Source organism: Nocardiopsis sp. RV163 (assembly GCF_001029525.1).
GTDB lineage: Bacteria > Actinomycetota > Actinomycetes > Streptosporangiales > Streptosporangiaceae > Nocardiopsis > Nocardiopsis dassonvillei.
On sequence record NZ_LEKI01000023.1, the window covers coordinates 1 to 23868 of the forward strand.

Annotated in this window: 22 protein-coding genes; 14 read left to right on the forward strand and 8 right to left on the reverse strand. The window is 71.3% G+C overall.

Annotated elements, in window-relative coordinates:
- On the reverse strand, positions 1-1029 hold a 1029-nt coding region (locus ABD54_RS06760; RefSeq protein ID WP_047868551.1), incomplete at its 3' end, for a LacI family DNA-binding transcriptional regulator.
- Positions 1030-1246: 217 nt separating this feature from the next.
- Here ABD54_RS06760 and ABD54_RS06765 point away from each other — a divergent pair.
- From ABD54_RS06765 to hydA, 14 genes are all read left to right on the forward strand, one after another.
- A complete protein-coding gene (locus ABD54_RS06765) occupies positions 1247-2191 on the forward strand; it encodes a dihydrodipicolinate synthase family protein (protein ID WP_047868552.1) in 945 nt (314 codons plus the stop codon).
- Positions 2188-2469 carry a (2Fe-2S)-binding protein gene (locus ABD54_RS06770; protein WP_047868553.1) on the forward strand — a complete coding sequence of 94 codons (282 nt, stop codon included), beginning with the start codon at positions 2188-2190 and terminating at the stop codon, positions 2467-2469. Before ABD54_RS06765 ends, ABD54_RS06770 begins: the two co-directional genes overlap by 4 nt.
- Entirely contained in the window at positions 2466-3878 is a 1413-nt protein-coding gene (locus ABD54_RS06775) for an NAD(P)/FAD-dependent oxidoreductase (protein ID WP_047868554.1), read from the forward strand. Before ABD54_RS06770 ends, ABD54_RS06775 begins: the two co-directional genes overlap by 4 nt.
- Complete coding sequence (locus ABD54_RS06780) at positions 3875-5071, forward strand: FAD-binding oxidoreductase (protein WP_082166715.1); 1197 nt, start codon at positions 3875-3877, stop codon at positions 5069-5071. The genes ABD54_RS06775 and ABD54_RS06780 overlap by 4 nt, the downstream gene beginning before the upstream one ends.
- Positions 5065-6360, forward strand: coding sequence for an amidohydrolase family protein (locus tag ABD54_RS06785; RefSeq protein WP_160313076.1), 1296 nt, complete (start codon positions 5065-5067; stop codon positions 6358-6360). Before ABD54_RS06780 ends, ABD54_RS06785 begins: the two co-directional genes overlap by 7 nt.
- Positions 6357-8441 carry a hydantoinase/oxoprolinase family protein gene (locus ABD54_RS06790; RefSeq protein ID WP_047868555.1) on the forward strand — a complete coding sequence of 695 codons (2085 nt, stop codon included), beginning with the start codon at positions 6357-6359 and terminating at the stop codon, positions 8439-8441. The genes ABD54_RS06785 and ABD54_RS06790 overlap by 4 nt, the downstream gene beginning before the upstream one ends.
- Positions 8438-10177 (forward strand): hydantoinase B/oxoprolinase family protein, encoded by a 1740-nt coding sequence (locus ABD54_RS06795; RefSeq protein ID WP_047868556.1) that lies wholly within the window; start codon positions 8438-8440, stop codon positions 10175-10177. Before ABD54_RS06790 ends, ABD54_RS06795 begins: the two co-directional genes overlap by 4 nt.
- 222 nt (positions 10178-10399) lie before the next feature.
- Positions 10400-12013 (forward strand): ABC transporter substrate-binding protein, encoded by a 1614-nt coding sequence (locus tag ABD54_RS06800; RefSeq protein WP_047868557.1) that lies wholly within the window; start codon positions 10400-10402, stop codon positions 12011-12013.
- A gap of 76 nt (positions 12014-12089) precedes the next feature.
- Entirely contained in the window at positions 12090-13163 is a 1074-nt protein-coding gene (locus tag ABD54_RS06805) for an ABC transporter permease (protein WP_053063550.1), read from the forward strand.
- The gene (locus tag ABD54_RS06810; protein ID WP_047868558.1) at positions 13160-14059 is read left to right on the forward strand and encodes an ABC transporter permease; all 900 of its coding nucleotides are present in this window, start codon (positions 13160-13162) and stop codon (positions 14057-14059) included. The genes ABD54_RS06805 and ABD54_RS06810 overlap by 4 nt, the downstream gene beginning before the upstream one ends.
- Complete coding sequence (locus ABD54_RS27780) at positions 14056-14937, forward strand: ABC transporter ATP-binding protein (RefSeq protein WP_047868559.1); 882 nt, start codon at positions 14056-14058, stop codon at positions 14935-14937. Before ABD54_RS06810 ends, ABD54_RS27780 begins: the two co-directional genes overlap by 4 nt.
- Positions 14934-15788: an ATP-binding cassette domain-containing protein gene (locus tag ABD54_RS27785; protein ID WP_047868560.1), complete on the forward strand. Its 855-nt coding sequence runs from the start codon at positions 14934-14936 to the stop codon at positions 15786-15788. The genes ABD54_RS27780 and ABD54_RS27785 overlap by 4 nt, the downstream gene beginning before the upstream one ends.
- Positions 15785-16177, forward strand: coding sequence for a gamma-glutamylcyclotransferase (locus ABD54_RS06825; RefSeq protein WP_047868561.1), 393 nt, complete (start codon positions 15785-15787; stop codon positions 16175-16177). Before ABD54_RS27785 ends, ABD54_RS06825 begins: the two co-directional genes overlap by 4 nt.
- Positions 16174-17568 (forward strand): dihydropyrimidinase, encoded by a 1395-nt coding sequence (hydA, locus tag ABD54_RS06830; RefSeq protein ID WP_082166717.1) that lies wholly within the window; start codon positions 16174-16176, stop codon positions 17566-17568. Before ABD54_RS06825 ends, hydA begins: the two co-directional genes overlap by 4 nt.
- Positions 17569-17801: 233 nt before the next feature.
- Here the strand turns inward: hydA and ABD54_RS06835 are convergent, their stop codons facing one another.
- From ABD54_RS06835 to ABD54_RS06865, 7 genes are read right to left on the reverse strand one after another with little or no spacing between them, the layout of a single operon-like run.
- Positions 17802-18545 carry a hypothetical protein gene (locus ABD54_RS06835; protein ID WP_047868562.1) on the reverse strand — a complete coding sequence of 248 codons (744 nt, stop codon included), beginning with the start codon at positions 18543-18545 and terminating at the stop codon, positions 17802-17804.
- The gene (locus ABD54_RS06840) at positions 18542-19939 is read right to left on the reverse strand and encodes an MFS transporter (RefSeq protein WP_047868563.1); all 1398 of its coding nucleotides are present in this window, start codon (positions 19937-19939) and stop codon (positions 18542-18544) included. The genes ABD54_RS06835 and ABD54_RS06840 overlap by 4 nt, the downstream gene beginning before the upstream one ends.
- The gene (locus ABD54_RS06845) at positions 19936-20625 is read right to left on the reverse strand and encodes an HAD family hydrolase (protein WP_047868564.1); all 690 of its coding nucleotides are present in this window, start codon (positions 20623-20625) and stop codon (positions 19936-19938) included. The genes ABD54_RS06840 and ABD54_RS06845 overlap by 4 nt, the downstream gene beginning before the upstream one ends.
- Positions 20622-21578 carry a pseudouridine-5'-phosphate glycosidase gene (locus ABD54_RS06850; RefSeq protein WP_235431997.1) on the reverse strand — a complete coding sequence of 319 codons (957 nt, stop codon included), beginning with the start codon at positions 21576-21578 and terminating at the stop codon, positions 20622-20624. Before ABD54_RS06850 ends, ABD54_RS06845 begins: the two co-directional genes overlap by 4 nt.
- Before the next feature lie 11 nt (positions 21579-21589).
- Complete coding sequence (locus ABD54_RS06855) at positions 21590-22270, reverse strand: transglutaminase family protein (protein WP_047868566.1); 681 nt, start codon at positions 22268-22270, stop codon at positions 21590-21592.
- Between the two features lie 13 nt (positions 22271-22283).
- Entirely contained in the window at positions 22284-23447 is a 1164-nt protein-coding gene (locus ABD54_RS06860) for an acyl-CoA dehydrogenase family protein (RefSeq protein WP_047868567.1), read from the reverse strand.
- A 15-nt stretch (positions 23448-23462) separates the two neighbouring features.
- On the reverse strand, positions 23463-23840 hold the full coding sequence (locus ABD54_RS06865) for an ectoine synthase (protein WP_047868568.1): 378 nt from the start codon (positions 23838-23840) through the stop codon (positions 23463-23465).
- Positions 23841-23868 lie beyond the last annotated feature (28 nt).

Below are 23868 nucleotides of genomic sequence, written 5' to 3' on the forward strand. Positions count from 1 at the left end.
GGAGGCGGGGGAGGTCCGGGGCGGAGCACAGGAGGCGCGCTCGATCAGAGCGGCTTCGACACGGTAGACCCGGCCCGGCCCCTGTCCTGAATCGGGGGATTCGCGCATCTGGCGGAGGAGGAGATCGAAGCACAGGTGCCCGAGTTCGTCCGCTCCGTTGTCGACCACTGTCACGGCTGGCTGCCAACTGCGCAGCCAGCTGATGTCCTCGTGGCAGACCAGGGAGAGGTCCTCCGGAAGACGTACACCCCGGCTGACGAGGGTCGGCAGGACTCCGAAGACGGCCTCGTGGTTGGCGGCGAACAGGGCGGTCATGTCCGGTCTGCGGTCCAGGAGCGCACGCGTCCCCTCGGCGCCGAAGGCCGGTGAGAAGGGGCCGCGCTCGACCATCTGCGGATCCACTCCGCGGCCGTGGTCGCGCAGCGCCTGCTCGTAGCCGGCGAAGCGCTCACGGCCGGAGTTGGCCGAGGCCAGGCCGCCCACGTAACCGATGCTGGTGTGCCCCAGTTCCAGCAGGTGGCGCGTGGCCGCGTAGGCACCCTCCCGGTCGGAGGCGAGGACCGAAGGGGCCCTGCCCCCCTCCGCGCCGCGGATCACGTTGACCACTCCCGTCCCCGCGTCCATCAGGTCGTCGCGCAGGTCGGAGTTCTGGCCGGTGCCGATGATCACGACGCCGTCCACGTTGTGTTCGGAGAGCATGCGCAGCACCGAACGCTCCTTGTCCGGATCGGCGTCGGTGATGCACAGGAGGACCTGGTAACCCTCGGCCGAGGCCCTGTGCTGCACCACGTCGGCGATCGTGTGGAACGAGGCGTTGATGAGGTTGTTCATCACCAGGCCGATCAGGCGCGACTGGCGGGAGCGCAGCGCGCTGGCAGCCCGGTTGGGGCGGTAACCCAGCCTGCGTGCCGCGCTCTCCACCATGGAGCGCGTCTCCTCCGAGATCAGCTCCGACCCGCTCAGGGCTCGGGACGCGGTGCTTCGCGACACCCCCGCGGCCGAGGCCACGTCCTTGAGTGTGACCGCCATCTTCTCCCTCGCCGTGCACGTTGATGGGATCGGTTGCGTTCATCCTAGCCCAGGGTCTAGCGAGGGCAAAGCTACAGGCGTGGGTCTGCGGCGTTACTGCAGGTGAACTTCCTGGGGATCTCTTGACTTTCCCGGGGTGTGGTGCGAATCATAATGCAACCGATCCCAAACGGATGACCTGGGATGCTTCGGCATCCTCAGGCCGGAAGAGGCATGCATGGACCGCACGGATGTGAACTGGCGGGGGTACTGGCCCGCGGCGCCCACGCCCTTCGACGCCGACGGCGCCTTCGACGAGCGATGCTGGACGAGCCTGCTCGGGCACTACGCCGACCAAGGAGTCCACGGGGTCCTGGTCAACGGAAGCACCGGTGAGTGGTTCAGCCAGAGCCGGCAGGAACGCGAACGCGTCGCGGCGACCGCGGTCGCCGCGGTCGCCGGACGCTTTCCCGTCGTCGTGGGTGTCAGCGCCTACACGCCGGGAGAGGCGGCGTCCCTGGCCCGGCACGCCTCCGACATCGGAGCGGACGGCGTACTAGCCACCCCTCCGCCCTACGCGCATCCCACCGCCGACGAGCTCCTCGCCTTCTACACGGAGGTCTCCGGGGCCACCGGCCTGCCGTTCATGGTCTACAACTGGCCCCGCGGCGTCTCCGTCGACATGGCAGCCGACCAGGGCCTGGTACGCCGTCTCTGCGACCTGGAGAACGTCGTCGCCTTCAAGGACAGCACCGGTGACTGGATGCGCATGCTCGCCACGGTCGAGTCCGTCGGCGACCGGGTGCGTGTCTTCGGCAGCTTCCTCCACCGGAGGGGGCTGGCGATCCTCGGCGGGCTGGGGGGCGACGGCAACATCGACGGCGGCGGTCTCGGCGCGCCCTACGCCGTGCCCGCCTACGAAGCGGTGTTCGACGGGGACATGGACAGGGCGGCCGAGTGGACCGACCGCTACGCCACCCTGTCCTCCGCGCTGATCACGCCGGAGTACAGCGGGCGGATCGCCTCCCCGATCTCCCAGCTCAAGGCGGCCATGGCCATGCTCGGCCAGCCCGGCGGCACCGTGCGGCCACCCCTCCTGCCGGTGACCTCCACCGAGGATCTGGAGCGCGTGCGCGACGCGCTCGTCGGTGCGGGACTCCTCTCGCCCGGCGGTGCCCGGTGACGGCCGACGCGGCACCGAGGGTGCCGGTGACGCTGGACGGGCACACGGTCCTGGTCCGCTCCGGGACCAGCGTGGCCGCGGCGCTCCTGGAACAGGGGCACTGGAACTTCCGCGTCAACCAGGTCTCCGGCCAGGGCCGCGGTCCCTACTGCGGTATGGGCGTGTGCCTGGAGTGCGAGGTGACCGTGGACGAGCGCACCCACGTCAGGGCGTGCCTGGAACGGGTGCGTGCGGGCATGCGCATCGACACCGAAACCGCCGGAAAGGAGGAGGCATGAGCGCGAGGACCGGACCGCGGTCCGTCCACACGGCCCAGGCCGCCGTGGTCGGAGCGGGCCCCGCCGGGCTCGCGGCGGCGCTCGAACTCGCCCGTGGAGGGCTCGACGTCCTGCTGCTGGACGAGCAGCCCGAACCGGGAGGGCAGTACTACCGCCGCCCCGGCGCAGAGGTCCTGCGCGCGGTGGGCGACCACCGGCCCGAAGGGACGGACCTCATCTCCCGTGTGCTCGACTCGGGCGTGCGCCTGCTCGCCGGGCACACGGTCTGGGGGGTGGGCGACGACCGCCGTACCCTTCTGGCGGCCGGACCCGACGGCACCCCAGTGCGGGTGCGGGCGGACTGGATCGTCGCGGCGACCGGGGCCTACGAAAGATCCGTCCCCTTCCCCGGGTGGCAGCTTCCTGGTGTCGTCACCCCGGGCCTGGCCCAGCACATGTCCGCCGAGGGCGTCCGGCTGGGGAGGCGCGCCGTCGTCGCGGGCTCGGGCCCCTTCCTCCTGCCGGTGGCCTGCGCCCTCATCGAACGGGGGGTGCGTGTCGCCGCCGTCGCGGAGGCCGGTCGGCCCTACGCGCCCGCCGTCGCCGCCCTGGGCGCCCTGCGCTTCCCCTCCCGCCTGGTCGAACTGGCCTCCTACTTCGCGCGGCTGGCACGCCACGGCGTGCGGGTGCACCAGGACACCGTCGTCGCGGAGGCGCACGGCGACGACCGCGTGCGGTCGGCGACCCTGGTCAGGTTCTCCGACCCCGGCCGTGTGGTCGCCCGGCACGAGGTCGACGTCCTCTGCGTCGGCTACGGGTTCCGCCCCCAGGCCGATCTGCCACAGCTCTTCGGGTGCTCCATGCGACGCGACCCGGCGACGGGGGACACCCTCCCCAGGCTCACCCCGGTGGGGCGCAGTTCCGTTCCCCACGTGTACGTCGTCGGTGAGGCGGCGGGCATTGCGGGGGCGCCCGCCGCCGGGGCCCGGGGCCGGGCCGCGGCGCTGGACATCCTCGCTGGGTGCGGCCGCGTCATCGACCACCGAACCCGCAGGACGGTGGCCGTGCGGATGGCGTCGCTGACGCGCTTCACCAGGCTGACCTCGGCCCTGTACCCGTCACCGGCGGATCTGGTCCCCGCCCTCACCCGCGGGCTACCCGGGCACACGCTCGTGTGCCGGTGCGAGTGCGTCACCGCCCGCACCCTGCGCGAGGCGGCCTCCGCACCCGGCGGGTCCGACGTGCCCGCGATCAAGGGCGGCACCCGGGCTGGGATGGGGCTGTGCCAGGCGCGCGAGTGCGGACCGGCCCTGGAGGCGCTGCACCCGGGCGGGCCGGGGACCGGAACGGTTCCGGCCAGGACGCCGCTGCGCCCCCTTCCCGTCACCGCGGTCCTGGGGGCCGCCGACTCCCCCCGGGAGGACCTGTGAGCACCTTCGACGCGGTGGTCGTCGGTGCCGGGGTCCTCGGCGCCGCCACAGCATTCGAACTCGCGCAGACAGGGATGTCCGTGCTCGTCCTGGAACGGGGAGCCCCCAACCGTGAGGGATCGGGCACCACCGCCGGCAACCTCCACATCCAGGCTGTCCACACGCGCCGTCCCGGTCAGGAGGTCCCCCTGGACAGCGAGGGCCTGCTCCCCGCCCAGAAGGCCGCGGACACCCTCTGGGCCGAGGCGGAGCACCGCCTCGAAGCGGATCTGGAGGTGCGCAGGAACGGCGGTTTCATGGTGGCCGAGACACCCGAACAGCGAGAGGAACTGCGCACCAAGCACGTCTGGGAACAGCGTGCCGGCCTGGACACGGAACTCCTGGACGGCGACGCGGCCCGCGCCGCGCTCCCGCTTCTCGGTCCGACGGTCACGGCCGCGACGTGGTGCCCCCACGACGGCTACGCCAACCCGCTCAAGGCCGCGCCCGCCTACCTGGCCGCCGCCGTTCGCCTGGGAACGCGGATCAGGGCCTTCGCCCCCGTCACCGGCCTGGAACGCCGGGGTCCCGGGTGGAGGGTGCACACCCCCGACGGCCACCACGACACCCCGGTGGTCGTCAACACCGCCGGCCCATGGATCAGCGAGGTGTGCGCCCTGGCGGGTGTGGACATGCGGATGGCCCCCGTCGCCATCCAGATGCACGTCACAGCCCGGGAACGGCCCGTGCTGCACCACCTCGTGCAGCACATCGGCGAGGGCATGTCCGTCAAGCAGGTCACCGCCGGAAACCTCCTCGTCGGAGGAGGCTGGCCCGCTCTCGGCATGAACCTCCGGGGACGCAGCACCTCCAGTGTGGAGAGCCTCGCGGGCAACCTGGCCCAGGCGACCCGCATCCTCCCCTTCCTGTCCGGGACGCGCCTGTTGCGCATGTGGGCCGGCCCGCTCGCCGCCACTCCCGACGAGATGCCGGTGATCGGGCCGGTGCCCGGACAGGACGGCCTCTACGTGGCGGGCGGCACCTACGCCTTCACCTTCGCCCCCCTGTGGGGGGAGACGCTGAGCCGCATGGTCCGGGGAGAGCCCACCCGGATCGACGTCTCGTCCTTCGCCCCCGACCGGCTGACGGCCACCGGCGGCAGCACCCACCGCACGACCTCCGTGCACACAGAGAAGGGAACCGCACCGTGTTGAACCACAACCGTCCCCGCCCAGGTCCAGGACAGGCAGGAACAGAACAGTCACTGTGGCTGACCGGGGCCCACGTGGTCGACGTCATCACCGGCTCCGTCGCCCGTGACCGCAGCGTCGAACTCCGCGACGGCCGGATCGCGCGGGTCACCGCGGACCCGCCGCCCACGGGCGCCGAGGCCCTCGGCCTGGACGGCCGCTACCTGGTGCCGGGCCTGATCTCGGTGCACACCCACCTGTCGGTCCTGTACCCCTTCGACGCGGCCGACTACGGGGAGAACCCCGCGACGACCGTCATGCGCGCCGCGGCACGGGCCAAGGACGCCCTCCACGCCGGTGTCACCACCGTGCGGACCCTCGGTGAGCAGAACCGCGCCGACCTCCTCCTGAGGGACGCGGCCGCCAAGGGGTGGGCCCCCGCTCCGCGCATCGTGGGCGGCGGCCAGGCGATCTCCACCACCGGAGGACACGGCAAGGGCGGCCTGAGCGTCTTCGCCGACGGACACGACGAGTTCCTCAAGGCCGCCCGCCTCGAACTGGACGCCGGCGCCGACCACATCAAGATCTTCATCACGGGCGGCATCGCCCACCTGGGGGAGACCTTCAACAGCTCCCAGACCTCCAAGGAGGAGATGCGCGCGGCGGTGCGCGCCGCCCAGGAGAACGGTACCTACGTCGTGGCCCACGCAGGGGGGTCCGGTGCCATCAGGGAGGCCCTCTCGTGCGGTGTCCGCGGGTTCGAGCACGGATACGACCTCGACGACGCCACGGTGGCGGAGATGGCCCGGCGCCGGTCCTTCCTCACCCCCACCCTCACGGTGACACGGTGCCCGGACTGGATGCGGGCGCACGACTTCACCGAGTGGCAGATCGAACTCGCCACGCGGGTGGGCCCCCAGCACCTGGAGAGCATCCGGCGGGCGGCCAAGGCGCGGCGCACCGACCCCGCCGACCCCGAGTCCCCGGGCATCACCATCGTGACCGGCACCGACTACCCTCCGGGCGAACCCATGGACGGCACGGTCACGCAGGTGCGGGAGATGCAGTTCCTCACCGACGCCGGCCTCTCCCCGCTGGAGGCCCTCCAGGCCGCGACCGTCAACGCCGCCCGCCTGGTCAACCTCGACGACCGGATCGGCCGGGTCGAGCAGGGGTACGCCGCCGACCTCATCGCGGTCGACGCCGACCCCACCTCCGACGTCGCCGCGCTCCACGACATCCCCCTGGTCGTCCAGGGCGGCGGGATCGTGCGCGACGACCTTCCCCGAACGTCCGCAGGAGGCAGCAAGTGACCGAGAGCGACAAGCGCCCGTTGCGCCTGGCGGTGGACATCGGCGGCACATTCGTCGACGCCCTCGCCTACGACGAGACCACGGGGGTGGTCAGCCTCAACAAGTCCTCCACCACCCCCTCCGAACCCGCGGCCGGCGTGTTGGAGGCCGTCTCGGGGCTGGCCGGTGACCTGGCCCGGGTGTCCGCCTTCGTGCACGGGACCACCCTCGGGCTGAACGCCATCCTCCAAAGGCGGGGGGCCGACGTCGGCATCATCACCAACGAGGGTTTCCGGGACCTGTTCGAGATCGCCCGGGCGGCCATCCCGACTGAGCACATGTACGACTTCTCCTACGCTCCACCGCCGGTCCTGGTGCCCCGGCGGCACCGCCTCGGGGTCCCCGGCCGCGTCGACGCCCAGGGGCGGGTGGTCGCCGAGTTCGACGACGAAGCGGTGCGCGAGGCGGGAAGGATCCTGGTCGAGGAGCACGGACTGGGCTCCATCGCCGTGTGCTTCCTCCACTCCTACGCCAACCCCGAGCACGAGCAGAGGGCGGGCGCCGTCCTCAGGGAGGCATTCCCGCACGTGTCGGTGTCGCTGTCCACGGACATCACTCGCGAGTACCGGGAGTACGAGCGCACCAGCACCGCGGTCATGGACGCCTACATCCGCCCCGTCCTCAACGACTACATCAGTGTGCTGGAGTCGCGTCTGCGGGAGAAGGGACTGGCCGACCCGCTGCACATCATGCGTTCGGGAGGCGGGGCGATGACCGCCGACCTCGCCCGGACCGCGCCCCTGACCACGGTCCTGTCAGGGCCGGCCGGGGGCGTGGTGGGGGCCGGCTACCTCGCCTCGGAGCTGGGAATCGAGCACCTGCTGTCCTTCGACGTGGGCGGTACCAGCATCGACTCGTGCGTGATCGTCGACGGCGAGCCCAGCGAGGTCCACGAGGCGAGCATCGACGGTTTCCCCCTGCTCATCCCCATCTTCGATCTGCGCACCATCGGGGCCGGCGGCGGCTCCATAGCCTGGGTCGACGACGGACTGCTCCGGGTGGGCCCGCACAGTGCGGGGGCCGTGCCCGGACCGGTCGCCTACGGTCAGGGCGGAACCGAACCCACCGTCACCGACGCGGCCCTGACCCTGGGCTACCTCGACGCCCGCGAGTTCCTGGGCGGCAGGATGAACGTCGACGGCGCGGCGGCTGCCGACGCCGTCCGCGACCGGATCGCCGGGCCCCTGGGCGTGGACACCGCGGAGGCGGCCGCGAGTGTCTTCCGGGTCATGATGGCCCGTTCGGTCGGGGCGCTGCGGGAGATCACGGTGGAACGCGGTCTGGACCCGCGCGAGTTCACCCTGCTCGCCTTCGGCGGGGCCGGGCCCATGCTCGGCCCCATGCTGGCCCGCGAGATGGGCATCGCCACGACGGTCGTGCCGCGCGTACCGGCGGCCTTCTCCGCCTTCGGCATGTTGATGTCGGACCTGGAGTACGAGTTCTCCAGCACGGTCCTGCGCCCCCTCGACGAGGAGAACCTGGCGGGGCTGGAGCCGTCCTTCGCCGACCTGGAGGAGCAGGCGCGTTCGGTGCTGCGCGAACAGGGCATCCGCGAGGAACAGGGCCGGCTGGTGCGCAGGGTGGACGTGCGCTACCGGGGCCAGGAGCACACCCTGGGCATCGACCTGGAACCGAGTGACGGGGCCCCCGCCGTGCGGGACCGCTTCCACGAACTCCACCGTTCCCGCTACGGGCACGCCATGGACGAGCCCTGCGAGGTCATGACCCTGCGGGTGCGCGCGGTGGGACGGCTGCCCAAACCCGCCCTCGCCCGCGAGGAGGCGGCCGACGGTCCGGCCAGGGCCTGCGGTGCGCGCAAGGCCTTCGACCTGGCGGCCGGGGCCATGAGGGAGTTCTCCGTCCACCGGCGGGAGGACCTGGCCCCCGGCCAACGCGTCGACGGGCCGGCCATCGTCGAGGAGGGGACCGCCACCACCGTGCTGTTCGGGGACCAGGTCCTCACCATCGACACCTACGGCCACCTGCTGGTCACCGCAGCCCCAGGCGGCGCGGAGGAATCCACCCGGGAGGAGCACTCGTGAGTGCCACCAGAGCACCGCTGGACGGTGCGACAGTCGAGGTCATCCGCAACTACGTCCACTCCGTCGCCGAGCAGATGCGCCGCACCCTCGTTCGGTCGGCCTTCAACCCGGTCATCTACGACGTCCTGGACTTCGGTATCTCCCTGTACGACTCCAAGCGCCAGCTCATGGCCGAGGCGGCCGGCATCACCCACTTCCTGGGCGCCAACGACCACGCCCTGGTCAAGCTGGTGGAGTACGTGGGTGAGGAAGGCATGGCGCCAGGCGACGTCTACCTCATGAACTATCCCTACTGGAGCGGCGCCCACTCCTACGACGCCATGCTGTGCGCCCCCGTCTTCCGGGACGGAAGGGAGGCTCCGGCCGCCTACCTCGCCGTGCGGGCGCACTGGATGGACCTGGGCGCCAAGGAGGCCGGGTACGTCCTGGACTCCACGGACATGCACCAGGAGGGCATCATCTTCCCGGGGACCAAGATCGTCTCCGGGGGAGAGGTGATCCGGGATGTCCTGGAGCTGATCCGCTTCAACTCCCGGTTGCCCGACGCCACCATCGGGGACTTCCACGCCCAGCTCGCCGCGCTGCGCACGGGTGAGGAGCGCCTGCGCCAGGTATGGGACAAGTTCGGCGGTCCGACCGTCGAGCAGGCCATCGACCAGGTCATCGAGCACGGGGAACGCGTCGCCCGCCGTGCCGTCGCGGCACTTCCGGACGGGACGTGGAGCGCGGTCGACTACGTCGACGACGACTACGTCACCGACGACCTGATCCGCATCGCCGTCGAGGTCACCATCGACGGCGACGAGATGACGGTCGACTTCAACGGCTCCTCCGGCACCGTCGCCGGTCCCGTGAACCTGCCCATCGGCTCGACCCTGGGTCTGGCCAAGGCCGCCTTCAAGGGGCTGACCACCAAGGAGGAGGCGACCAACGCGGGCCACTTCCGCCCGCTGAGGGTCGTCGCCGACCCCGGCAACTTCTTCCACGCCCTCTACCCGTCGGCGACCTTCACCCAGTGGAGCGCCATCGTCGCCTTCGAGTTGATCTACAAGGCACTGGCCCAGGTCATCGACACCCTCCCCGCCTCCAGCGGCGGCGACGAGCCGGGGTTCATGGCCCTGGGCAACGACCCCCGCACCGGCCGCGACTACGTGGTCAGCAACAACGAGGGCATCGGGTGGGGAGCATCCCGCGCGCACGACGGGGGCACGGCCCAGCAGCACCCCTCGCAGACCACGGTGCGCAACACACCCGTCGAGGTTCTCGAACACAAGGCCGCGCTCTTCCACGAGAAGGTGGAACTCATCCCCGACTCCGGCGGGCCCGGACGCCACCGCGGCGGGCTGGGCGTGGAGCGGGTGGTGCGCTACACGGCCCCCGGCGAGGTCCTGTCCATGAAGAAGAAGAGCAAGACCCGGCCCTGGGCCCTGTACGGGGGCCACGAGCCCGAGCCCAGCCACATGGACCTGTGGCCCGGCACGGACCGGGAGAAGAGGGTCGGCATGTACCGGGCGGGGATGGCGCGCGGCGAGCGTTTCGCCAACCGCACCGCCGGAGGCGGCGGATACGGGCACCCCCTCGAACGCGCCCCCGAGGCGGTGGCCGCCGACGTGCTCAACGGTTACGTCACGGCCCGGGCCGCACGCGAACACTACGGGCTGCTGGTCGCCGGGGACGGGACATGGCAGCCCACGGCCGAGCGGACCGCGCACGCCAGATCCGGTCCCGGGCACTGACCACCCCGGTCCGGACCGATCCATGAGTCATCCGTGTGGGGACGACCGCCGCCTCCACACGGGCGAACCCACAGTGGAACGGACGCGGGAGCCCCGCCCCGCGCTGTACCGCGATCATCGCCCAAGCCCCACGAACGGAACGCCGCGCCCGCGAGGCGCGCACCACCGGGGCGCGTGGCGGTCCGGGAGGACCGCCACGAGACGAAGGGTAGGCAAACCCCAGTGCGACTCATCCACAGCAGGCCCGACCGGCGGCTGACACACCGCCCGGAAGGTTCCACCGCGTACACCGTCACCGCCGGTGCGATCGTACTCGCGTCCTCTCTCCTGCTGGCCGCCTGCGGCACGGGCGACCAGGGAGCGGGCTCCGAGGCCAGGGCGGACTCCCTGATCATCGCCGAGAACGAGCCGCCGGCGACCTTCGACCCGGTCCAGGCCGACAACTCCACCGTCAACGAGGTCGCGCGCCCGGCCTACGACACCCTGGTGCGCTTCGACGGAAACGAGCTCGCCCCCGCCGTGGCCACCGAGTGGACGGTGTCCGAGGACGGCACCACCATCGACATGACCCTGCGCGACGACGTGGTCTTCCACGACGGTTCCACGCTCACCGCCGACGACGTCGTCTACACCCTCGACCGCATCAAGCGCCTGCAGATCGGTGTCGCCTCGTTCCTGGCCTCCTACGAGACGGCCGAGGCGTCCGGCGAGACCGGCCTCACCATCACCCTCTCGGAGCCCTACGCGCCCTTCATGTCGGCGCTGAGCCGCGTGTACCTGCTCAACGCCGACCTGGTGGAGGAGAACGCCGGCGAGGACGACGGACAGGAGTGGCTGTCCTCCAACGACGCCGGCTCCGGTCCCTACAGCCTCACCGGGTACACCCCCAACCAGGAGGCCACCTACGAGCTCTTCGCCGACTACTGGGGCGGGGTCGACGGGCAGGCGCGGAACGTCGTCTTCCGCTACCTCGCCGAGGCCTCCACACAGGCCACCGCCCTCCGGCAGGGCGAGATCGACATCGCGATGGACATCTCCCCGCAGGACTGGGAGGCCATGGAGACCGAGGGCTTCACCGTCGACCGGGCCGACACCAACGTCCAGCTCTACGCCCTCTTCGACATGACCGGCAAGGGGGAGACCGAGGAGAGGGCGCTGCGCGAGGCCGTCGCCCACTCCTACGACTACGAACAGCACCTGGAAAGCATCCTGAAGGGTTCCGGGGAGCTCGCCCGCGGGGTCGTTCCCAGCGGGATGCCCTGCCACGACGCCGGGGTCCCGCAGCCCTCCTACGACCCCGACCACGCGCGGACCATCCTCGAGGAGGAGGGGCTCGAGGGCACGTCGCTCACCATGACCTACCTCGAGGCCACGGCCGAGATGGAGCAGGCCGCCACACTCCTGCAGTCCAACCTCGCCGACGTGGGCATCGACCTGACCCTGCAGGCCATCACCTATCCGCAGTACATCGAGACCACCTCGAACCCGGAGGACATCCCGGATCTGGGCATGATCTACACCTTCCCCGCCTTCCCGGACGCCGACGCCGTGCTCTACCAGAGCTTCCACTCGGCCAACATCGGCGGAGGGCTCAACTTCGGCGGCTACTCCGACGGGGAGGTCGACGAACTCGTCGAGGCGGGCCAGAGCGGCACCGACCCCGATGAGAGGTGCGAGGCCTACACCCAGGCCCAGAACATCATCGCCGAGGACTACGCGGCCATGATCCTGTCCAACCCGCAGTACGTCACCGTGATCGGTGAGGGGGTCTCGGGCTACGCCTACGACCCGGCCCACCACCAGACGGTGGACGTCTACGGCATCACCAAGGGCTGACGCCCGCCAAGGGCGGCGTCGGCAGGTCCGTCGCCGCCCCACCCCCACAGAACCACCACCCGGAAGGGGAGGCGCGGTGTTCTCGTTCATCGCCCAGAGGCTGGGCATGATGATCCTGGTCCTGGCCGGCCTCATCACCGTCACGTTCCTCATGACCCAGGTCCTGCCCGGTGACCCGGCGCGTGCGGCGGCCGGCCGCAACGCCACCGTGGAACAGGTCGACGCCGCACGCGAGCGCCTCGGCCTCGACCAGCCGGTCCACGAGCAGTACGTCTCCTACGTCGGCCGTGTGGCCCAGGGCGACCTGGGGACCTCGGTCTTCACCCAGCGCCCCGTCATCGACGACATCGCCCAGGTCCTCCCCTCGTCGGTGGAACTCGTCCTGGCCGCGATGCTGATCAACGTCGTCGTCGCGCTCCCGCTCGGTGTGATCTCCGCCTACCGCAGGGGCAGGGGGGCCGACCTCTCCGCACGCCTGGTCGCGCTGCTCGGCGCCGCCGTCCCGGTCTTCTGGCTGGGGCTGATCCTCCAGGCCTTCCTGTCCGCGCGCTGGGGCCTGTTCCCGCTCACCGGGCACCTGGGTTTCGGCAGCGAAGTTCCCCGGGTGACGGGGATGACCACCGTCGACGCACTGCTGGCCGGGGACCCGGCCACCTTCGGCGAGGCGGTCCGCCACCTGGTCCTGCCCGCGGTCACACTCGCCGCCGCCTACGTCGCGGTGGTCACACGCACGCTGCGCTCGACCATGATCGGAGCCCTGGACGCCGACTACATCACCCTGGCACGGGCGACCGGCGCCTCGGAATGGCGCGTGGTCGTCTCCCACGGCCTGCGCAACGCCCTGGTGCCCACCAGCACCATCCTGGGCATGCAGCTCGGCTGGATGCTGGGATCCACCGTGCTGGTGGAGTCCATCTTCGGCCGCGTGGGCGTGGGCGCCTACTCCGTCACCGCCGTACTGCAAAACGACCTGTACGCCGTGATCGGCGCCGTCCTGGTCATCGGCGTCGTCTTCATCCTCGCCAACTTCGTCGTCGACCTGCTCCAACTGTGGCTCAACCCCCGCCTGCGCAAGGGGAAGCGACGCGAACGGCCAGGCACCGAGAAACCCGCCGCGCAGACCTTCGACCTCGCAGGGGAGCGCACATGAGCACCACGACATCAGCCCCCGTCCGTTCCGCGGGACTGCGCGACCTCCTCAACCGCAGGGGCGGGAACAGGCAGGGGCACACCACCGTCGTCGACAGGCTCGCCCTGGGCGTCGCCGGTCTGATGGTCCTCCTCGCCCTGCTGGGCCCCTACCTGACCCCCATGGACCCCTACGCCGTGGACCTGTCCAAGTCCCTCACCCCACCGGGCCCGGAACACTGGTTGGGGACCGACGCCAACGGCCGGGACATCCTCAGCCGGATCCTCGCGGGCGGGCGGACCACGCTCCTGGCCACCGTCGCCGTGATCGCCGCGGCCACCGTGATCGGCACACTGATAGGTACGGCGGCCGCGCTGGGAGGCCGGGTCGTCGACGAGGTCCTCATGCGAATCTGCGACGTGGGCCTGTCCCTGCCCGCGATCGTGGTGGCCCTGGGGCTGGCCGCGGCGATGGGACCCAGCCTCCAGTCCGCGGTGATCGCCCTGGCGGCCACCTGGTGGCCGGGCTACGCCCGGCTGGTGCGAACACTGGTCCGTGAGGTACGCGACGCCGAGTTCGTCGAATCCGCGCGAGTCCTGGGGGTCTCACGCACCAGGCTGGTCCTTCGCCACGTGCTGCCCAACTCCCTGAGCGCGCTCTACGTCCAGACCACCCTCGACGTGTCGGCCGTCATGCTCGTCGTCTCCGGCCTGTCCTTCGTCGGTGTGGGAGCCCAGGTCCCCGCCTCCGAATGGGGCGCGATGATCGCGGCCTCACGCGACACGGCCACCACCGCGTGGTGGACGGTCCTCTTCCCCGGACTGGCCATCGCGCTGACCGCGATCGCCTTCAACCTGGTCGGTGACTGGCTGCGCGTGCGCACCGACCCCACCCTGAGAACGGGAGGGCGCCGATGAGCGCACAGCCCACGCAGACAACGCCGCTGCTTCGGATCCAGGACCTGTCCGTGTCCTACCCGACACCGGACGGCCTCAAGGAGGTGGTACGCGGGGTCGACCTCTCGGTCTCCCGAGGCGAGAGGGTCGCACTGGTCGGGGAGTCCGGCTCCGGCAAGTCCGTCACCGCCCGAGCGGTTCTGCGCCTTGACCCCGAGGCCAGGACCAGCGGCCGCATCCTCCTCGACGGCGAGGACGTCCTGGAGATGAGCGCCCGGGAGGTGCGCCGCGTACGCGGCGCACGCGCCGGACTCGTCTTCCAGGACCCGCTCGCCTCGCTCAACCCGGTCAAGACCGTGGGCTGGCAGATCACCCAGCCGCTGCGGATCCGGGGCGTGGGGCGCCGCGAGGCCCGGCGGCGCGCCGTCGACCTCCTGGGACGGCTCGGTGTGGCCGACGCCGCGCGGCGCTTCGACGACTACCCCCACCAGTTCTCCGGGGGCATGCGCCAACGCGTGGTGATCGCCATCGCGGTCATCGCCGAACCGCAGGTCCTGGTCGCGGACGAGCCCACCACGGCACTGGACGTACGCGTCCAGGCCCAGGTGCTCGGTCTCCTGGGCGAACTGGCCCGGGAGAGGGACATGGCGGTCCTGCTCATCACCCACGACCTCGGCATCGTCGCCGGATTCGCCCAGCGTGTCGCCGTCATGCGCGACGGCGGGCTGGTGGAGGAGGGAGACGTGGACGGGGTCTACACCTCGCCCCGCCACCCCTACACCCGGGCCCTGCTCGACGCGGTCCCACGCATCGGCGACCAGCCCGGCAGGAGGCTGGGCACGGCCACGGACCCGGCGGCCGCCCCCGTCGCCGTGTCAACCGAGGGAGGACAACTGTGAACACCGCTGAGGAGGCTCCTCTCCTGGAGGCCCGCAACCTGGTCAAGACCTTCTCCGGAAGGTCGGGCACGCGCGCCGTGGACGACGTGTCCTTCACCGTGCGCAGGGGAGAGGCGCTGGGGCTGGTCGGCGAGTCGGGCTCGGGCAAGTCCACGACCGCGCGCTGCGTGGCCGGCCTGCTGCGCCCCGACTCCGGGCGGGTCCTCATCGCGGGTCAGGACGTCACACGGGCACGTGGGAGGGCGCTTCGCGCCACCCGCCGCCGGGTCCAGATGGTCTTCCAGGACCCCTACTCCTCCCTCAACCCGCGCATGACCGTGGCCGGTCTGGTCGGCGAGGGCATGCACGTGCACGGCATCGAACCCGACCGGGCGCGCCGCAGGGACCGGACCGTCGAGCTCCTGGAAACGGTGGGCATGGGATCCGAACACCTGGACCGCTACCCGCGCTCCTTCTCCGGGGGGCAGCGCCAACGCATCGCCATCGCCAGGGCCCTGGCGGTCGGCCCCGACCTTCTCGTCTGTGACGAGCCCGTCGCGTCGCTGGACGTCTCCGTGCAGGCCCAGGTCCTCAACCTGTTCGGCGACCTGAGGGAGAAACTCGGCCTGTCCCTGCTCTTCATCGCCCACGACCTGGCCGTGGTCCACCACCTGTGCGGGCGTGTGGCGGTGATGAACTCCGGTCGCGTGGTCGAACAGGGCGACCGGCAACAGGTCTACACCTCGCCCCGCCACCACTACACCCGGGCCCTGCTCGACGCCGTGCCGGTCCCCGACCCGGCCGCGGAGCGCGCCCGGGCCGCCGGTCGCGGCGCCGTACACACACCGAAGCACCACGAGGAGAAGCGATGACCACAGTCCGCATGTTCGTCAACGGCCAGGCCATGTCGGGCGGGGATATCAGCCACGCCCTGGAGGGAGCCCGCTTCCTGGGGCCGGCGCGGACCGCGCCGCACTACCGCTTCTACTCGGTACGCGACGAGTTCCCCGGTCTGCACCCGGTGGAGCGCGACGGCCGCTCCGTCCCGGGGGAGCTGTACGAGGTGGAGTACGCCCAGCTGCGTGAGCGGCTGCTTCCCGAGGAGCCCGAGGAACTGGAGTTGGGCGTCATCGAGATGGCCGACGGGTCGGGTTCGCTGGCGATGCGGATGCGGGCCAGCGCACTGACGCTGCCGGAGGTCTGCGACATCAGCGAGCAGGGCGGCTGGCGCGCCTACCTGGTCGGGAGGGGGGCGGTTTGAGCGCCGTCGACCTGGTGGTTCGGGGAGGCACGGTCGTCAACGCCGACTGGCGGGGCGACGCCGACGTGTTCGTCGCCGAGGGCAGGATCGCAGGGCTCGTCACGCCCGGCACCCCCGTGCCGGACGGGTCCCGTCCCGAGGAGGTCGACGCCACCGGCCTCCTCGTCATGCCGGGAGGAGTCGACCCGCACTGCCACGTCGGGTTCACCTCGGGCGAGTTCACCTCACTGGACGACTACGCGCGGTGCACCACCGCGGCGGTCTTCGGCGGCACCACCACCATCGTGGACTTCGCCATCCCCCGTCCCGGGCAGGGCCCTCTGGAAGCGGTGCGAGAGCGCCGGGCCGCCGCTGTAGAGGGCCTGTGTGACAGCGCGCTGCACGGATGCGTCGTGGAGTGGGACGAGACCACGGCCGACCAACTACACGAGATGGCCGCACTCGGGGTCAACACGGTCAAGATGTTCACCACCTACCGCGGCGAGACCATGGCCGACGAGTACACGGTCCTGAAAACGATGAAGGCCATGCGCAGCACCGGCGGCATGGTGGTGATCCACTGCGAGGCCGACCACATCATCGGCGAGGCCCAGCAGGTGTGCGGTGCACGGGGTGAGACAGGGGCCGAACACATGGCGGCCAACCGCCCGGAACTCGCCGAGACGGCCTCGGTGGCCGAGGTCCTGGCGATCGCCGAGGCTGTCGGCGCGCCCGTGTACTTCGTCCACCAGTCGACGGCCGAAGCCGTCGAACTGGTGGCGGCGGCCCGGCGGCGGGGCCAGAGCGCCTACAGCGAGGCGGTCGCCCACCACCTCGTGCTGGACGAGGGCGCCTACACGGGCGAGCACCCCGAGCGGTTCGTCTGCTGTCCGCCGCTGCGCTCCCGAGAAGCCGTCGACGGCCTGGGCAGACACCTGTTCACCGGAGAGATCACCACGGTGGGCAGCGACCACTGCTGCTACGACACCGCGCAGAAGGAGGAGCACCGCCACGACGTACGCGCCATGCCCAACGGGCTGCCGGGGGTCGAGACCCGCCTTCCGGTGGTGTACTCGTCCTACGTGGCGGGGCGGGGGCTGCCGGTCACCCGCTTCGTGGAGCTGGTCGCCGCCAACCCCGCGCGTCTCAACGGGATCTACCCCCGCAAGGGCGCGTTGTCGCCGGGGTCGGACGCCGACATCGTCCTGTGGGATCCGGCCGCACGATGGACGGTGCGCTCTCGGGACCTGCACATGGCCACCGACTACACCCCCTACGAGGGGATGGAGATGACCGGTCGGCCCCGCACGGTCCTGGTGGGAGGCCGTGTCGTGGTCCGGGACGGTGAACTGGTCGACGCCCGGCCCGGGGGGCGGACTATCGCCTCCGGCCTGGTGGAGAACCTCTGCTGAGGCCCTGGTCGCGATCGGGGCCGCATCGACACCGAGTGGGTTCCGGGTCGACGCCCCCCCGGAGCGCGCAGCGGCGGGCCTGGACGGTGCCGTGACGCTCCGGTTCCGCCGCCCCGCTCCCGCCCGCCTGCCCTGTGCGGGCCGGGACGCGCACCCGTGACCGCCGGACGGGGCGGGGGCGGCTCTGGGCACGCCGCCCCCGCCCGGCCCGGTCCTGCCGGTGCCCGGCCCGGTCAGGGCGCCGGGACCGACCGCACGGTGCTGGCCGCCCGTCTCTCCATGGCCCTCAGAAGGGCCGAGTTCGAGGAGACGACCCTCAGACCCCGCGACCGGCGCAGCCGTTGCGCGGCGGTGAGGCTGGCGAAACCGCCGCCGGGAACGAGCACGGTCCCTATCCCCGGTTCCAGCCGCCGCAGGACCTGGTCCTCCAGCTCGGCCTGGTCCACGGCGAAGCGCGCCCCCCGGTCGAAGAGGTCGGGGCGTTCGATGCCGTTCCACTCGGACGGCAGCTCGAAACGGATGACCTGCCGCACCCGCACCGGCACGTAGGCGCGGACGGCCTCCACCGTGCCGTCACTGAACCACGGCGGGGCCACCACGGCGATTCCCCCGCCGCCGATCCCGGACAGCTCCTCCCGGATGGCCCGGCCCGCCGTGACGGTGGGAATCCCGCCGGACAGGCCCTCGACGTGTTCGGTGAAGGCGGCGTCGAACGCAGTCCCCCCGAACACGCTGCTGCTGGTGAAGCAGTAGCCCAGCGCGTGCACGCCCAGGTCGCCCAGTTGGCGCACGGCGGTGTCCAGCCCGGTTCCGGAGAACAGTTCCTCCAACTCCAGGCCGGTGAACTCGGTGCCGAAGGGGCGCGGGGTCCAGAACCGCGCGGTGTGCACACTCGTGTCGGGCCCGGCCGAACGCCAGATCTCCGACTCGGGGACGGGATCGTTGTGGATGACGAGTATGCCGAGCCTCGTCCTCATCGGTGGGCCTCCGCTGCTCGTTTACCCTCCGTGCGGCGCAGGAGCAGCGGAGAGATGAGCATGCCCGCGACGGCGAAGACGGCGGTGAGGAGGAACGCCCACCGGAACTCCGCGGCCGTCGGGTCTGTGCCCAGGATGATCGTCAGCAGGGCCACCGTGACCGCCGCCGACAGGTACTGGGACGTGGTCATGAGCGCTCCGGCGGTGCTCTGGTGCCGGTCGGGCACGTCGCGGGTGCCGATGACGAACATGGAGGTGTAGATGACGCCGTGGCCGAACCCGCTCAGCAGCAGACCGGGCACCAGGTGGGTGGTGTACGTGCCCGATCCCAGCATGGCGGCCAGCAGCGCCAGGCCGATGAAGCTGATCAGGAAGCCCGCCGTCATCGTCGTTCCCGCGCCGACGCGCTCCACGGCGCGGCCCGCCGCCATGTTCCCCAGGGTCACCATGACGGCCAGCGGCAGGAAGCCCAGCCCCGCCTGCAGCGGCGTGAAGCCCTCCAGCTCCTGCAGGAGCAGCGTGACCAGGTAGAACTCCGATCCCACACTGGCCATGTACAGATAGGTGGCCACCACGCCGGCTCCGAGGGACCGGGTACGGCGCAGCGACCGGTCCACCATCACGTTGTCGGACTTCATCTCGTTGGCGATGAAGGCCAGGCCCAGGACCACCGCCACCAGGCACGCGCCCCCGACGTGCAGGCCCGAGGCCCCCGTGTCCGCCACCAGGGTCAGGCCGACGACCAGTGCGAGGAGCGCGCCGGTGCCCATCATCGAGGCGGAGAGGGGAACCCGGGCGCCCCTCTCCCTCTGGGACGACGCGGCCAGCCACAGCAGCCCGCCCAGCGCGGCCAGCAGGGTCAGGGGGATGTTGATGAGGAACGTCCAGCGCCATGAGACCTCGGTGAGGACCCCGCCCAGGATGGCGCCGACGGCGAGGCCCGAGGCGCCGATCGCGCCCCAGACCGACAGGGCCCGGGACCGGGCCGGACCGGCCGCGAAGGTCGCGCTGATGAGGCCGATGGTCGCCGGTTGCAGGAAGGCGGCCGACAGCCCCTGCACACCTCGGCTGACCAGGAGCGCGACGCCCTCCTGGGCGAACCCGCCCAGGGCGCTGGCCGCGCCGAAGACGACGACCGAGACGAGGAAGACGCGCTTGGCCCCGACGCGGTCGCAGACGCGTCCTCCCACCAGCAGGAGGCCGGCGAACAGGAGGGCGTAGGCGCTGACGATCCACTGGAGGACGGATGACGACAGGCCCAGGTCGACGCCGACGCTGGGCATGGCGACGTAGATGATCGAGTAGTCCAGTGCGATGAGGAACTGCGCCAGGCAGAGGACGGCGAGAGCGCCGATCGCCTGGGGACTCCCCGTGGATCTGAGAACCGTGTTCATCGAGTCACTTTCCTGGCAGTTTCCATGACCGGACCGTGCAGGCGACCGGCGAGTTCGGTGACGGTGGTGGCGACGCAGTCCGCACCCGCCGAGAGTAGGGCTTCGGCGTCGGAGACCCCCCAGCCGACCCCGACCGCCGCCATGTCGGCGCAGACCGCCATGACGACGTCGTCGGGGGAGTCGCCCACGACCACGCACTCCTGGGGCGCCAGCCCGAGGGACTCCGCGGCCAGCAGCGCCGGGTCCGGGGCGGGCTTGCCCCTGGGGGTCTGATCGTGCCCGACCACCACGTCCGGGTAGCCGTCCAGCCCGGTGGCCTCCAGCAGCTCGTGGGCGCTCCGGGTGATCTTGCTGGTGACCACCGCGATCCCGATCCCCTCCGAGGACAGCTCCGCCAACAGGTCCCGGATCCCCGGGAACACCAGGGACGAGGCGGCGGTCCGGCTGCGGCGGGCGAAGGACTCCCGGAAGAGCGCCTTGGCCTCCGCCCACACCGTCTCGTCTCCCCCCGGGATGAGCCGGGGCAGGATCGCGTCGAGCGGTTTGCCGATCAGCGCGCGGGCGTCGCCGGGCAGCGGCACCGCGCCGTAGGGGGCGCACGCGTCGTGGAAGGCGGACAGGATCACCGAGGGCGAGTCCGCCAGAGTGCCGTCCAGGTCCAGGAGCACGCCGCGTACGGGGCTCATGACCGCACCACCGGGCCCGCGGGCCCGGCGGAGCGGGCGGCGGCCTCCGCGACCGCGAGCCCGGCGGCCAGACGTGTCGTGGACTCCAGGACCGCGCGGTTGACCAGGGAGCTGCGCCCGTCGGTCGCCCTGGTGATGGCCGACAGCACGAACGGAGTGAGCGCGGGACCCGTCGCACCGGCCGTACGGGCCTCGTCCAGCGCGTCCTCCACCATCGCGTTGAGCAGATCGGCGTCGATGCTCCACTCCTCCTCGATGGGGTGGGTGACCAGTACGGAGGAGTCGGAGACCGTCCCCCAGTGCCGGTGCATGACCGCGGCCAGGTGACCCAGGTCGTCGATCCGGCAGGGGACGGGCTGTCCCGTGCTGCGCGTGTAGTAGCCGGGGAAGTCGTCGGACCGGTACCCGATGACGGGAACACCCGCGGTTTCCAGGTACTCCAGGGTCAGGGCGGGGTCGAGCAGGGACTTCGCCCCCGCGCAGACGACCGCCACGGGTGAGCGCGCGAACTCGGTGAGGTCGGCGGAGACGTCGAAGGAGACCTCGGCGCCCCGGTGCACGCCTCCGATCCCCGCGACCGCGAACACCCTGATCCCCGCGGCGACCGCGCCGATGAGACTGGAGGAGACCGTGGTGCCGCCGGTGCGGCCGCCGTGCAGGGCCACGGCCAGGTCGCGGGTACTGATCTTCTTGTCGTCCGGGGCCTTGGCCAGGCGTTCCAGCTCCGTGTCCGAGACCCCGACGCGCAGAACGCCGTCGATCACAGCGACACGGGCGGGGACGGCCCCCTCCTCACGCGCGCACCGGTCCACCGCCAGCGCGGTCTCCAGGTTGTTCGGGTAGGAGCCGCCTGCGACCACGGAGGTCTCCATGGAGACGATCGGTTCCCGGTCCTCGACGGCGGTACGCACCTCGTCGGAGACGATGACGCCCGACTGGTCGGTTCCGTTCATGTCCACTCCTCTCACTCTCCGCGCTCACGGCGGGCGTCGTCGGTCAGCGACCCTCCGGCGGTCACCAGGTCCGGGCCGACGAGCTTGGGATGGTTGGCGGCGATACCGCCGACCACGGTGTCGTAGGGGAAGTCGTCGTACTCGCCGCGCCATCGGACGAACTCCATGTGGCGTCGGCCCCGGGTGTCGAAGGGGTGGTAGTAGCTGTCGTCGCGGCCGTTGAACTCCAGCGGCCGGATGCCGTAGAGGCGGCACAGCAGGGTGTTGAAGACGGGGGTCGCACGGATCCAGCCGCCGTCGATCCGCACCGACACCAGGGCGTGGAAGGTGAAGAGGTCGTCGCCCATGAGGTCGAGGAGGCGGGCGGAGGCCAGGTGGTTGCGCACGTCCCCGTACACCAGACGTGTGGGGATGCCAACCGAGCGGGCGGCGGCCGCGTAGACGATGGACTTGTGGACGCAGAACCCCTGCCCGCGTCTGAGCACGCTGGAGGCGCGGACGCCCTCCCGGGTGAGGTCGGCGTCGTAGACCTCGTAGCGGACACCGTCGCGTACGGCGTCGTGCAGGCGTACGGCCATCTCCCGTGGGGAGGCGTCACGGTCCGGCAGCGCCCGGTCGACGAACTCCCGCACTTCGGGGCTCTGGTGGTCGAGGAAGTAGGTCGGTTCGGTCAGTGTGTGGGTCTCGGTCACGGCGGTCCTCCTGTCACAGGCCCAGGGCCTTGGCGATCTTCTGCCGTTGCACGGCGTTGGAGCCGGAGTAGATGGGGCCGCTGAGGGCGTCGCGGACCCCGGTCTCCAGTCCGGTTTCGGTGAGTACGCCCTCGCCGCCGAACAGTTCCACCGCCGCCTGGGCGGTACGGATGTTGGCCTCGCTCGTGAGGATCTTCGCCATCGCCGTCTCCGCGGTCGCCCTGTGCCCGGCGGAGACCGCCGCGCCCGCGGAGTACAGGGCCTGGCGGGCGCTCTGTATCGCTATGTGCATCTCCACGACGGTGTTGCGCACCCCCTGGAAGTCGGCCAGCGGCCGACCGAACTGGCGCCGGGCGCCGACCCGTTCCACGACCCGGTCCAGACGGTGGCGCATCTCGCCCGCGTTGATGACGAACGCGATGAGGATCTCCCAGGTCATCACGCGGTCCAGGATCAGGAAGCCGGTACCCACGCCACCGATGACGTTGGCCCTGGGGACACGGCACCCCGTCATGCGCAGTCGTCCGAAGGGGGAGGTCCGCAGGGTCGTCTTGTCCAGGGGCGGACCGAAGTCCGCGCCGGGCGTCCCCCTCGGGACGAGTACGGCGCTCAGGCCGAGCGGACCGGGGGTGTCGGAGGTGCGGACGTAGACGACCGCCAGGTCGGCTACCGGGCCGTTGGTGACGTAGGTCTTCAGACCGTCCAGTTCGACGTGGTCGCCGTCGATGCGGCCGGTGGCGGACATGGCCAGCACGTCCGATCCGGTCTCGGGCTCGGTGATGGCGTGGCAGCCGACGGAGGTCCCGGCGGCGACCGAAGGCAGGTGGCGAAGGCGCAGTTCGGGACTGGCGAAGGCGCTGAGCGCGAACCCGGTACTGGCGAGGTGGGTGGCCGCGCTGAAGTTCAGTCCGGAGTCGCGGACGGTGTAACCGAGGACCTCGACCGTGCGCATGAGGTCGGTGAGGGAGCAGGCGTGGCCGCCGACGTCCTCGGGCAGGCACGAACCGAACAGGCCCGTGCCCGCCAGCTCCTTCCACCCCTCTCGGGAGAAGACCGCGCCGCGGTCCCGTTCGAGGTGGCCCCGGTTGACGGCGGGCGCGACGCGTTCGACGCGTTCGCGTATGCGGGCGGCCGCGGTGTCCCCGCTCTGCGGCGGTGCCTCTGTGGTGATCACCATGCTGTCCACGTCCGGTCAGTAGGAGGAGAACTCGAGTGAATCGAGGTCGTGCCGCTCATCGCCGCGGAGCGGGGGGTTGAACACGCTGACGAGTTCCAGGTCCTCGTGTTCGCTGGCGATCAGCAGATGCGGGTCGTGCTGGTCCAGTGCGTAGAGGACCCCCGGGGAGAGGTCGATGCGCACACCGCCGTCCGCGCTCTCGACGAACCCGCTGCCCGCGATGCAGTAGCAGGCCTCCAGGTGGTTCGCGTACTGGAGCCTGGAGACGGTCCCCGCCCGCACCACGGTGTGCGCGACGGTGAACCCCAGGTTGTCGTCCTCCACCAGCAGCCGGTCGCTGGTCCCGTTGCCCCAGTCGACGGTCTCGGTCTTCTCACGGGAGCGTTTGAGCATGTCGTTTCCTCTTTCCTGGTCTGCTGGA